This window comes from Prevotella sp. oral taxon 306 str. F0472 (assembly GCF_000257925.1).
Classification (GTDB): domain Bacteria; phylum Bacteroidota; class Bacteroidia; order Bacteroidales; family Bacteroidaceae; genus Prevotella; species Prevotella vespertina.
In genome coordinates this window covers 43890-56257 of sequence record NZ_AJIN01000058.1, presented here as the reverse complement: position 1 = coordinate 56257, position 12368 = coordinate 43890, and the positions used below count along the sequence as shown (strand labels likewise).

8 protein-coding genes are annotated in these 12368 nt (G+C 42.8%); 6 read left to right on the top strand and 2 right to left on the bottom strand.

Annotation, left to right across the window (positions count from 1 at the left end; all coding sequences use genetic code 11):
* The first annotated feature begins 134 nt into the window (after positions 1-134).
* Positions 135-1298, top strand: a complete 1164-nt coding sequence (locus tag HMPREF9969_RS08650) for an MFS transporter (RefSeq protein WP_009435511.1) — start codon at positions 135-137, stop codon at positions 1296-1298.
* A 12-nt stretch (positions 1299-1310) separates the two neighbouring features.
* The gene (locus tag HMPREF9969_RS08645) at positions 1311-2192 is read left to right on the top strand and encodes a carbohydrate kinase family protein (protein WP_009435495.1); all 882 of its coding nucleotides are present in this window, start codon (positions 1311-1313) and stop codon (positions 2190-2192) included.
* Between the two features lie 283 nt (positions 2193-2475).
* On the opposite strand, the gene HMPREF9969_RS08640 is transcribed toward HMPREF9969_RS08645, so the two are convergent.
* Together HMPREF9969_RS08640 and HMPREF9969_RS08635 are read right to left on the bottom strand one after the other, a co-directional pair.
* Positions 2476-3804, bottom strand: coding sequence for an MFS transporter (locus HMPREF9969_RS08640; protein ID WP_009435498.1), 1329 nt, complete (start codon positions 3802-3804; stop codon positions 2476-2478).
* A 70-nt stretch (positions 3805-3874) separates the two neighbouring features.
* Complete coding sequence (locus HMPREF9969_RS08635) at positions 3875-4900, bottom strand: LacI family DNA-binding transcriptional regulator (protein WP_009435426.1); 1026 nt, start codon at positions 4898-4900, stop codon at positions 3875-3877.
* A 281-nt stretch (positions 4901-5181) separates the two neighbouring features.
* Here HMPREF9969_RS08635 and HMPREF9969_RS08630 point away from each other — a divergent pair, with 281 nt between their 5' ends.
* The 4 genes from HMPREF9969_RS08630 (at position 5182) to HMPREF9969_RS08615 (ending at position 12283) form a co-directional block, all read left to right on the top strand.
* The gene (locus HMPREF9969_RS08630; protein WP_009435486.1) at positions 5182-8250 is read left to right on the top strand and encodes a SusC/RagA family TonB-linked outer membrane protein; all 3069 of its coding nucleotides are present in this window, start codon (positions 5182-5184) and stop codon (positions 8248-8250) included.
* 21 nt (positions 8251-8271) lie between these two features.
* Positions 8272-9906 carry a RagB/SusD family nutrient uptake outer membrane protein gene (locus tag HMPREF9969_RS08625; RefSeq protein WP_009435460.1) on the top strand — a complete coding sequence of 545 codons (1635 nt, stop codon included), beginning with the start codon at positions 8272-8274 and terminating at the stop codon, positions 9904-9906.
* Between the two features lie 105 nt (positions 9907-10011).
* Entirely contained in the window at positions 10012-11193 is a 1182-nt protein-coding gene (locus tag HMPREF9969_RS08620; protein ID WP_036895596.1) for a SusE domain-containing protein, read from the top strand.
* Between the two features lie 82 nt (positions 11194-11275).
* The gene (locus HMPREF9969_RS08615; RefSeq protein ID WP_009435406.1) at positions 11276-12283 is read left to right on the top strand and encodes a DUF5115 domain-containing protein; all 1008 of its coding nucleotides are present in this window, start codon (positions 11276-11278) and stop codon (positions 12281-12283) included.
* Positions 12284-12368: the final 85 nt, after the last annotated feature.

The window sequence follows — 12368 nt, the reverse complement described above, 5'->3', positions numbered from 1 at the left end:
TATAAATAATCATGTAAAAGAAGTGTTTGTTTGTATCAATGGACACGTTTTTCAATCTTTTTCCACCATAAAAAAGTAACTTTGCAAGTATTATCTAGAATAATTCAACTACACAAACTAAAAATTTAAACATTATGTCGAAAACCAATAAAATGGCTATGCTTCCAGTCATGCTATGCTTCTTTGCGATGGGCTTTGTGGACTTGGTTGGTATTGCCTCTAACTATGTAAAGGACGATTTACACCTAACTGATTCTACGGCTAACGTCTTTCCATCTCTAGTCTTCTTCTGGTTTCTCATCTTCTCAGTGCCAACTGGTATGTTGATGAACAAGATTGGACGTAAAAAGACTGTCTTACTCAGTCTCATCATCACCTTGTTTTCATTGCTACTCCCTATCTTTGGCGAATCATACGGGCTTATGCTCGTATCGTTCTCACTCCTAGGTATTGGCAATGCACTGATGCAAACCTCGTTGAATCCGCTTGTTTCTACCATTATGAAGGGTGGAAATCTAGCTTCAACACTCACCTTTGGACAGTTCGTTAAGGCTATCGCCTCTTTCATGGCGCCCTATCTTGCCATGTGGGGAGCACAAGCAAGCATTCCTGCCTTTGGACTCGGATGGCGTGTTCTATTCCCTATTTATCTTGTAATAGGTATCCTTGCCACCCTTTTACTCTTCTCAACTCCTATCGAAGAAGAGCCTATTGAAGGTAAAGTAAGTTCTTTCATACAATGTTTAAGCCTATTGGGTAAACCAATCGTATTGCTTAGCTTCCTTGGAATCATGTGCCATGTAGGAATCGATGTAGGTACTAATACCACTGCACCAAAGATTCTTATGGAGAGATTCAACATGTCTTTAAATGATGCGGCATTTGCGACATCACTCTACTTCATCTTCCGTACGCTTGGATGTCTTACTGGTTCATTCTTCTTGAGAGTAATGAATAATAAGGTGTTCTTCACTATTTCGGTATTGATGATGGCTCTTGCTATGGTCTGGCTAGGCGTTGGAACACGTGATACAGCCGTATATTTTGCCATCGCACTAGTAGGTTATGGTAATAGCAATATATTCTCGATGATATTCGCAAGAGCCCTTCAGAGCGTTCCAGATAAGCAAAACGAAGTAAGTGGATTGATGATAATGGGACTCTTTGGAGGTACTATCTTCCCACTCTTCATGGGCTTTGCCAGCGATGCTATGAACCAACAGCTCGGTGCTGTACTTGTAATGGTTGTAGGCGTGCTTTACCTCTTCAGCTATATTCCAAAGATGAATAACAAATAAAGAATAGCGTATATGAAACAAGTAATTGTCGGCCTCGGAGAGGCACTATGGGATTGTCTCCCTGAAGGAAAGAAGCTTGGTGGTGCACCAGCAAACTTTGCTTATCATACAGGACAGTTCGGTCATGATTCCTTAGCGATAAGTGCTGTAGGCAATGATGCCTTAGGTAAGGAAACTATCGATGCCTTCGAACAAAAGGGCGTACACTATATTATGCCTGAAGTAGACTATCAGACAGGTACCGTTCAAGTTGAGCTTGATAGCGAGGGAGTACCAACTTATGATATCAAAGAAGGTGTGGCGTGGGACAATATCCCCTTTACTCCAGAGATAGAGGAGGTCGCAAAGCATTGTCGTGCCGTATGTTTTGGTTCATTGGCTCAGCGTAGTAGTGTCAGTCGACAGACTATCCAGAAGTTCTTAGAGACGACTCCTAAGGATTGTCTAAAGATCTTTGATATCAATCTTCGCCAAAACTTCTATACGAAGGAGATTATCACTAACTCGCTCCACCATGCTAATATCCTCAAAATTAACGATGAGGAGCTTATCACCATTGGTCGTCTTTTTGGCTATCCAGGTCTTGATATAGAGAATAAATGCTGGCTTTTGTTGGGCAAGTATAACCTTGATATGCTCGTACTGACTTGTGGTGTGAATGGATCTTACGTCTTTGCACCTAATATCCAATCGTTTCAAGAGACGCCAAAGGTTGATGTCGCTGATACTGTTGGTGCTGGCGATTCTTTCACAGCAAGCTTTACTTCTGCTATTCTCGCTGGTATGTGCATCCCAGAAGCACATAAGTTAGCGGTTGAAGTAAGTGCGTATGTATGCACGCAAGATGGTGCAATGCCTAAGATTCCACAGACAATGTTGGATAGAATTAAGTAATAGTATCATCCTTTCAAGAGCCTTACAATCCTTGATGTAATATCCAATAATAGAGGAAACACAAATAGGAGTAGGCACAAGAAAGAGAACTTTATATCATAAGAGGGCGTTCCCTTGCATCAAGAAGAGCATTTCCTTGCATTGAGGAAAGGCTCTTCTTAATTTAAGGAAAGGCTCTCTTTGTTTCTTCGCTATAGTTATTACAAAGTAAAAAGGCATATCGGAACGCTTCCCGATACGCCTTTTCGATTTAGAGAGAGTTATAAAAAAGTAATGTATTTATCTATTCACTTGCTTTATGCTCCTTGATGACTCCCACCGAGATAGCACCTAATACTAAGGCTATACCAGCGACAATCATCATGTGACTCTGCTCAGGACCGACTAACTGAAGTAGTAAACCACCAATAGCAGCTGCAATGATTTGTGGAATACAAATCGTTCCGTTGAAGAGACCTAAGTATGCTCCCATGTGCCCATAACCCTCCAGTGCGTTGGTGACAAAGGTGAAAGGCATGGCAAGCATTGCTGCCCACGCACATCCGATGAGGATGAATGGAATGAACATAACGTACTGGTTGTGTATATAAGCCGCCATGACAAAACCGATACCACCGAGAATGAGCGATAGAGCATAGGCTAACTTGCGATTCTTGAATTGTGGGAGAATGGTTGCCCAAACGACTGATCCAATGGCTTGTATTGCGAAGAGGATACCTACCCAGTTACCAGCTTCTTGATAACCTGCCGTTGTTGTGGCATCATGTGCAAGCATATCGACGTTCCAACAATTTGCTGCAACTGTGCCATTCGTGTATGTCCACATATACATAAAGGCGAACCAACAGAAGAATTGAACCACTCCTACTTTCCAGAAAGTGGCTGGTGCATTCTTTAATAAGGTCATCCACCCCGTCTTCTGTTCGTTTTCTGGTGTCTTCAAACTATGATATTCGGCATATACCTTTGGTGGCATCTCTTTGACCTTAGCTGTAGTATAGATGACGCAAAGGATGAGTATAGCCGCACCAATATAGAAAGAATAAACAACGGAGTCGGGGATTACACCTAAAGGAGCTTGGTTTGAAATACCAAGGAAGGTGAATAAGAAGGGGAAGATATAACCAGCAATGGAGCCAGCGTTGCATAGGAACGATTGAATAGAGTAGGCGAGTGTCTTTTGTTTCTCGTTAACCATGTCTCCAACAAGCATCTTGAAAGGTTGCATTGCCATGTTGATACTGGTATCAAGGAACATCAATGAAAGCAAACCAAAGACCATTGCTGTGGATACAGCCATACCTAATGACCCTGCATTAGGCAATAGACACATGACTAATACAGCAACAGTTGCTCCTATAAATAGGTAAGGTATGCGTCGACCAAAGCGTGTCCACGTTTTGTCGGATAGGGTTCCAACGATGGGTTGCACGACGATACCCATTAGAGGAGGGAGTATCCAAAAGTAGCTGAGCTTATGTGGATCAGCTCCAAGTGTCGCAAAGATACGAGAGATGTTAGCACTTTGAAGTGCATAGGCAATCTGAACTCCAAAGAAACCGAAGCTCAGATTCCATAGCTGCCAGAAACTTAAATTAGGTTTTTGTTTCATTACTTATATTCTTTATAGGGCCTCTTTAATAGCTCCAAAGGAGTATCTTTTGAAGGCAGACTTTGTTTTCTTATCTAGTTGTACCTCTTATTATCAACCTTGTACGTATTATTCTCTTTTCGATACGAGTCTTGGGTATCACTCCTTCCACCTGGTCTATGAGGATATTAGCGGCCTCTTCGCCTACACGCATACCACGTTGTTCCACTGTTGTTAACATCGGATCGCAGGCAATGGCACGCTCTCCATTCGTGAAACCACAGATAGATATATCTTCTGGCACACGATAGCCCATACGTTTACAAGAGTAGAGTATGCCTATTGCTGTGTCATCATTGACAGCGAAGAAAGCATCAGGAGGATTGGATAAAGACATTACATCAGGGGTTATAGACTCTGCATCTGCACGATTGTCACAAGTTCTTATCAGCTGTTCATCGGGTTTTAATCCATGCTTCAAGAGCGCATCTTTATAGCCATTATATCGGTTTTTACCAATCTCCATGGTTAGTGATGTACCATAATAAGCGATGTTTTTACAACCTGTATCTATAAGGTGGGATACAGCTGCATATGCCCCCATATAATCATCAACGACAACTCGACTAGCATTGACTCCTGTGCTGATACGATCGAAGAAGACAAGAGGTAGCCCTTGATGGATGAGCTTTTGGAAGTGATCATACTTCGTTGTATTCTTCGCCTGAGACACAATAATGCCGCAAACCTTGTTCTCGTGGAAGGCTTTACATATCCTTACCTCGTTCTCATACTTCTCTTTACTTTGAGCAACCATCAGTTGATAGCCTCTAGCAGATGCCTCCTCCTCTATACCAGAGAGGATGGATGAGAAATAGAAATGCGACAATTGAGGGATAATCACACCTATTATCTTTAATGGTTGAACCTTGCTTTTACGCAAACTCTCAGCTATGATATTGGGAAAGAAGTTGTGTTCACGCGCATAACTCTTAATCTCTTCACGCTTCTCAGCCGATATTCTTGGGCTGTCTTTGAGTGCGCGAGAGACAGTAGCAACCGATACTCCTAAGTCTCGGGCTATATCTTTCATTGTTATGCTGGGCTGATTGTTCATCCGAATTAATAGGTTCCTTTATCCTTATATATTTACTTCTGTAGCGCAAATATACACATTTTTCACAAATCATTTGACTTATGTCAATTTATTTATAGCCTTTTTATGTGTGCAAACGTTTGCACAGTTTAAATAACATATTTAATACCCAAAAAGTGTGAAAGTAATCTTTCTCATTTAACTTTGCACTTACTAACCTCTCAAAATCGGCTATTAACCGACCTTGATGATGCTGAACATATATACTTTAATCAATTTATAACACTTTAATTAACAAAAAGATGAAGCAGGTAAAATGCAAGTTTCCTGTTAAGGTGATGGGGCTCTTCGCTGGTCTCTGCCTTTCAGTCAGTGCTTTTGCACAATCTACTACTGTCACAGGACAGGTGAAAGATGCTTCAGGTGAGCCTGTTATTGGTGCCTCAGTTCTAATTAATGGAACTTCAAATGGTACTGTAACGGATCTTGATGGTAACTTCTCTGTCAATGTACAACCTGGTGCTACACTTACAATCTCTTACATTGGTTATCAGAAACAGCAGGTTGCTGCATCCAATGGTATGGTCATTACGTTGAAGGATGACCAAGCTCAACAGATGAATGAAGTTGTTGTTATTGGATACGGAGCCGTTAAAAAGAGCGACTTAACAGGTTCTGTAACAGCTCTGAAGCCTGATGGGAAGAATAAAGGACTTGTTGTTAATGCACAGGATATGCTCTCTGGTAAAGTTGCTGGTGTGAGTGTAACGAATGATGGAGGTACTCCAGGTGCTGGTTCTACTATCCGTATTCGTGGAGGTTCGTCTTTGAACGCATCTAACAATCCATTGATTGTTATCGATGGTGTGGCTATGGACCAAACTGGTGTTAAGGGTGTCACCAACCCATTGTCGCTTGTCAATCCACAAGACATTGAATCATTTAACGTCTTGAAGGACGCTTCTGCGACGGCAATCTATGGATCTCGTGGCTCAAATGGTGTTATCATCATTACAACAAAGAAGGGTCGTCGTGGAACACAGATATCTTATAATGGAAGCTTTACTGTTAGTACGAAATCAAAGAATCTAGACGTTTTGTCGGCCGATGAATATCGTAAACTTATAACAGAGAAGTTCGGTACGGCATTGTACACACTAGACGCTAATGGTAACCAAGTTCCTACTGCTTATGCTCGTTTGGGTAAGGCAAATACTAACTGGCAAGACGAGATCTTCCGTACAGCATTTAGTCATGATCATAACGTTGCTGTATCGGGTCAAGCTGCAAACTGGCTTCCTTATCGTGTAAGTGCGGGCTATACTAATCAGCAGGGTATCATTAAGACTTCTAATTTCGAGCGTTTTACTGGTGCTTTGACATTGAGTCCTTCTCTTTTGAATGACCATTTGAAGTTGACGTTGAATGCAAAAGGTATGTGGACAAAGAACCGCTATGCCGATGGTGAAGCGATAAAGGCTGCACGCCAGTTCGACCCAACTCAGCCTGTTCGTGCAAATGGATTTGATAACTTCGGAGGTTATTATCAGTGGTTGGATGATGGTACTGCGCTCAATGACCCTACTTGGCCACAGACTTTCTTCTCATTGGCTACTAAGAATCCAGTGTCTATCCTCAATTTAAGGAACGAACGCGCCATTAGTCGCGACTTCTTAGGTAGTGCTGATGTTGATTATAAGGTACATGGTTTCGAAGACCTCCGTTTACACGTTACTGCTGGTATTGATATTGCCAAAGGACGTCAGACAAAAGATATTGATCCTGCTTCTCCACAGGCTATTTACTATGGTTCACATGGTTGGGAATCACAGTTGAAGCGCAATATGCAGCTTTCTGCTTACGCTCAATACTACCATGACTTCAACGACAAGGCTAAGAATCACTTTGATATCATGGCTGGTTATGAGTGGGCACACTTCTGGCATAATACGCACAACTCGTATTGGAGCTTCTTCCCAAAGACCAATAACGATGCAACACTTGCTGGTAAAGAGCGCAATCGTACGAAGTATGACTATGCGACAGAGAATTACCTCGTATCTTTCTTCGGTCGTGCTAACTGGTCATTGATGGATGGTCGCTATATGGTAACAGCTACTGTTCGTGATGATGGATCATCTCGTTTCAGAGATCACTGGGCTGTATTCCCTTCATTCGCATTCGCTTGGCGTATGAATGAGGAGAATATGTTGAAGCAGATTGATTGGTTGTCTGACCTCAAGTTACGTCTTAGCTGGGGTATGACTGGTCAGCAAGAAGGTATCGGAGATTATAACTATTTCGCCGTTTATGAGATGAATACTGGTAGCGAGTCTTACTATCCAGTCTATGGTGATGGTACGTTAGCTCGTCCAAAGGCATTCGATCCGAATCTGAAGTGGGAGACGACCACCTCTTATAATATTGGTCTAGATTGGGGTATCCTCAAGCAGCGTCTTAGTGGTACAGTTGATTGGTACTATCGTAAGACAAGTGACCTCCTTAACAGTGCAACTGTGTCTGCTGGATCTAACTTCCGCAATCAGGTTATGAGCAACATCGGCTCTATGTTCAACACAGGTGTTGAAGCAAGTATCCACTGGTTAGCCGTTAATACCAAGCTATTTAACTGGACAATGGATTACAACTTCACCTATAATTATAATAAGATCACCAATCTTAACGGTGGCAATGATGCGAACTACTTTGTTCCAACAGGTGGTATCTCTGCTGGTACAGGTGGTAACATTCAGGCACAGCATGTAGGTAACGCTGTCAACTCCTTCCACGTATTCCAACAGGTATATGATAAGAGTGGAAAGCCAATAGAAGGTGTAGTTGTAGACCGCAATCGTGATGGTAAGATAACAGATGCAGATAAGTATTATTACAAGGCACCTGCTGCTCCTGTAACAATGGGCTTTGCTTCTCGCTTTGAGTATCGTAACTGGGACCTTGGTTTCGCACTCCGTGCAAGTCTTGGTAACTATGTTTACAATGATGCTTTCGCAAGTGTTGCTAACATGTCAAACTCTGAGTTGTATTCAAAGAGTAAGTATCTTGTAAACCGTCCATCGGATGTCTTGGCTGATAACTGGCTCACCACAGAGACAAAGTCTATACAGACTGACTACTGGGTACGGAATGCTTCATTCCTAAAGATGGATAATATCACCCTTGGTTACAGCTTCGCTAACCTCCTCAAACAGGGTAAATGGAATGGAATCTCTGGTCGTGTTTACGGTACAGTGAACAATGTCTTCTGTCTTACAAAGTATAAGGGACTTGATCCAGAGGTCTTCAATGGTATTGACAATAACCTCTATCCACGTCCAATATCATTCATCTTGGGTCTGAATTTGAACTTCTAATCCGTTTAAAGAGTAGTTACAATGAATACAAACATTAAATATATATTCTCTGCAGCAGCCTTTATGCTGTCTGTAGGACTTACCTCTTGTACTGGTGATTTGGATGTTAATCCTATTGATCCAAATCTAAAGACAAAGGTTAATACAAAGGCTGAAAGCGCCTTAAACAAGTGTTATGCTACCATCGCAATGGCTGGTAATGGAGGAGCTAATGGCGATAGTGATGTCGATGGTATAGATGGTGGTACGAGTGGTTATATCCGTCAGTTGTTCAATACACAGGAACTTACAACCGATGAAGCCATCTGTGCTTGGGGTGGTGATGAAGGTATTCTCAACTTCAACTTCAATACTTATGATGCTTCACACCCTATGTTGAAGGGCTTTTATAACCGTCTTTACGTAGGCATTACTTACTGTAACCAGTATCTTAAAGACTACGGCGACTATAACGAAAAAATGTCCGCTGAGGCTCGATTCCTTCGTGCTTTGAACTATTATTACCTCTTGGATGAGTTCGGTAACGTACCATTTACGACAGCAATATCGTCTAGTAAGCCTGATCGTATCGAGCGTGCTGATCTTTACAAGTGGCTTGTTGATGAACTAAAGACTAATGTTGAGCCTAAATTGGCTGAACCTCAACCAAAGACATCAGCTACTGCTGGCTATGGTAGTGTTGATAAGGCTGCTGCATGGATGCTCTTAGCTCGTCTTTATCTGAATGCTGAGGTATATACAGGTACAGCTGACTGGGCTAATGCTAAGCTATATGCAAAGAAGGTTATCGACTCTCCTTACAAGCTCTACACAACCAAGAAAGGACAGTGGAGTGCTTATCAACAGCTCTTCATGGGCGATAATGGTGAGAATGGAGCATCTGTTGAGGCTATCTTCCCAATCCTCCAAGATGGTAAGACAACTACCTCTTATGGTACAACTCTTTACCTCATGGCTGGCTCAAACGACAACAGCGAGCACATAAAGGATGCCACAACAAAGGGTAACAACACAACAGCAGGATGGGGTGGTAACCGTATGCGCCCAGACTTGGTACAGAAGTTCTTCCCTAACAACGACGCTCCTAATATTGGTGCCTACGCTATGCCAGCTGCTGCCGATGATGATCGTGCACTCTTCGATGGTGATGGAAGAAACGTAGATAATGGTAATAATGAAACTGAGGTAAAGGTGTTTACCAACGGATTTGCCGTTTGTAAGTTCACTAACTTTAAGACGGATGGTTCTGCTGGACATGACTCTAATTTCCCTGATACCGACTTCTTCCTCATGCGTGCTGCTGAAGCTTATCTGATATATGCTGAGGCTGATGCTCGTATGAACGGTGGAACGACAACAACCGATGGTACACAGTATATCAATGACGTACGTCGTCGTGCGCACGCTACCACTCACACCGCTTATTCTCTTCGTCAGATCTGTGACGAATGGAGCCGTGAGTTCTACTTCGAAGGTCTCCGTCGCACCACACTCGTGCGTTTCGGTTACTTTGGAGGTGACGTTAACTATAACTGGAGTTGGAAGGGTGGCGTAAAGAGCGGCCGTAACTTTGATACTCACCTCAATCTCTTCCCTATTCCTTCATCTGACTTGACAGCCAACAAGAAACTTGTTCAGAACCAAGGATATAATTAAGGTATATGCCAATACTTAGCCGATGGCGCACACTAGAGGCTAAGTATTGGATAGAAAGAAGATTGAACTATCGAATAGAACATAAATGATTAAATGATAATTAATATGAAATCAATAATAAAGTCTTCATTGTTATTGTGTGCAGGTGTAGCTCTGTTCTCTGCTTGTGACAAGGACTTGGACCATAATCCAACCCTTCAAACACCAAAGACATTCACCTTGAACACTCCTGGCTATGCTGCACAGACAGTTGACCTAAAGGTTGCTGATAAGTTGAACTTCACTTGGTCACAGCCAGAATATGGTGCTCCGATAGCTGCCGAGTATGGTATGCAATTCTCAACTACCAATAAGTGGACTAAATCAGTCGACAAGGTGGTTGATATGGATGCTGAACGTGGCGACTACGCACCAGTAGGAACACCAACAGGAACATGTAGTACGTCAGTTAGTGCAGCCGAACTTGCGACCGCAATAGAGAAGATGGAGCGTTATGAGGAAGGTCATGTGCCAGCAAGTCAAGACCTCTATGCACGCGTTTACTCAATTGTTAAGGGTGATACCATCTATTCAAATGCCGTTAAGGTGAGTGTTGCTTCTTATTATGTTGAGCTATCTGATGCTCCTGTTGAGACCTGGTATCTCGTTGGTGGTAACTTCGGTGATGGCTCATGGGGCAATACTCAGGTCGTACCTTTGCTTCCACAGGAAGGTCAGGAATATGACAAGAAGACTGGTAAGGGCGTTATCTCTTGGACTGGTTATCTGTCAACAGCAGGCTTCAAGTTGAAGAAGAACCCTGCAAGTTGGGATGATGGTCAGGTTGGTCAAGGCGCAAGCTTTGGTGATTTCAAATATAACGATGGCGGTTCATCAGATATTAAAGTGCCAACAGCAGGCTACTATACGATTACATTCGATACAAAGAATCCTAAGTTGAAGATTGTACCTTACACTGGTGCTGCACCTACTGTCTATACTTCAATGGCATTGCCAGGCAAGCACGATGGCTGGACTGTTGCAGGTGGTACACCAATGACTGCAGAGACATCTGTTGTTGAGAACCACGATTGGAAGGCTACAGTGACATTCACAGAGAAGTCTACAGGTGCTGATGGCGAAGGCTGTAAGTTTGCTGCCAATGGCACATGGGACGTAAACTGGGGTGCTGAAAACTTCCCATACGGTGTTGCAACTAAGGGTGGCAAGAACGTTCGTAACTTGAAGGGAACGTACACTGTTTACTTCAACGACATCACTGGTCAGTATTCTTTCGTAAAACAATAACAAATAAAAGATACCTTTTAGAGGGTGTGTGCCTTTGGGCATGACCTTAGGGCACACCTTCTTCTTAATAACAAGAATTGATATGAAGAAGATATTAGTCTTAGCAAGTACTGCACTGCTCCTTGCTTCTTGTGGTAGCAATGAATATGAAGAGTGGGCTAAGCCACAGTCTAATGCTGAGGAGACGGCTAACTCTGTGAAGTTCACTGTAGCTGAAGCACCCGCAATCGACTTCAATACCGTGACAGCCGACTCTGTCCAGCTCTTTACTCCATCAGTGGTTTCAACTGATGCCGTTGCTGAACAGACCTTGACTGCCGTACTTTCTAACAACAATAAGACGGCAACCTTGAATGTTAGCGATGCGGGAAAGGTGAAGAGTACAGAACTTGTTTCAGCCATAGAGAACCTTTATGGTAAGAATGGCGACCAGCATGAAGTTGCCATGGCGGTGACCAATAAGATTAAATTACAGCGTGGCGAGGGCTATAGTCTGTCGCAGAATGTAAAGGCAAAGGTCACCTGTGTAGCTCCTGCCTTCACACAGTATCTCTATATGTCGGGCGACGCTAATGGTTGGTCATTCAGCAATCCGCTCTATAGTCCAGCTGCCGATGGCAAGTACACAGGCTTTATGTATCTCAATCAGAACGGCTTTAAGTTTGCTACCCAACAGAATTGGGATGGTACTGACTATGGTCAGGGACTTGTAGAGAAAGGGGCTAACATTGTTATGACAGAGCCTGCTGGCTACTATAAGGTAGACCTTGATCTGACCACACAAAGCATTACTTACACCGCAATCAATAGTGTTGGTATCATTGGTTCTGCCACTCCTAATGGTTGGAGTTCAGATGCAGCAATGACCTACAATGCGGCTCAAAAGTGCTGGGAACTTGATAACGTAACCCTGACAACAGGTGAGATGAAGTTCCGTGCGAATAGTGATTGGGTGTTAGACTGGGGTGGTTCTTTGGATAATATCACCTTTAAGGGCGGTAATATCAACGTAACAGCTGGTAAGTACAACATCAAGTTGTATCTCTCTTGTGACAGCAAGTCACACTGCACAATGGAGCTTGTTCCATAGACTCTGAATTTCTATTTATATATTTAAGGTGCGTTGGTTCGTTGTTAGCCAGCGCACTTTTTTATGCTCTTTGTGCATATCTGTC

What these genes read in the sequence shown, in the direction of transcription:
- HMPREF9969_RS08650 (WP_009435511.1), top strand. Translation starts at nt 135, where the DNA reads ATGTCGAAAACCAATAAAATGGCTATGCTTCCAGTCATGCTATGCTTC.
- HMPREF9969_RS08645 (WP_009435495.1), top strand. Translation starts at nt 1,311, where the DNA reads ATGAAACAAGTAATTGTCGGCCTCGGAGAGGCACTATGGGATTGTCTC.
- HMPREF9969_RS08640 (WP_009435498.1), bottom strand. Translation starts at nt 3,804, where the DNA reads ATGAAACAAAAACCTAATTTAAGTTTCTGGCAGCTATGGAATCTGAGC.
- HMPREF9969_RS08635 (WP_009435426.1), bottom strand. Translation starts at nt 4,900, where the DNA reads ATGAACAATCAGCCCAGCATAACAATGAAAGATATAGCCCGAGACTTA.
- HMPREF9969_RS08630 (WP_009435486.1), top strand. Translation starts at nt 5,182, where the DNA reads ATGAAGCAGGTAAAATGCAAGTTTCCTGTTAAGGTGATGGGGCTCTTC.
- HMPREF9969_RS08625 (WP_009435460.1), top strand. Translation starts at nt 8,272, where the DNA reads ATGAATACAAACATTAAATATATATTCTCTGCAGCAGCCTTTATGCTG.
- HMPREF9969_RS08620 (WP_036895596.1), top strand. Translation starts at nt 10,012, where the DNA reads ATGAAATCAATAATAAAGTCTTCATTGTTATTGTGTGCAGGTGTAGCT.
- HMPREF9969_RS08615 (WP_009435406.1), top strand. Translation starts at nt 11,276, where the DNA reads ATGAAGAAGATATTAGTCTTAGCAAGTACTGCACTGCTCCTTGCTTCT.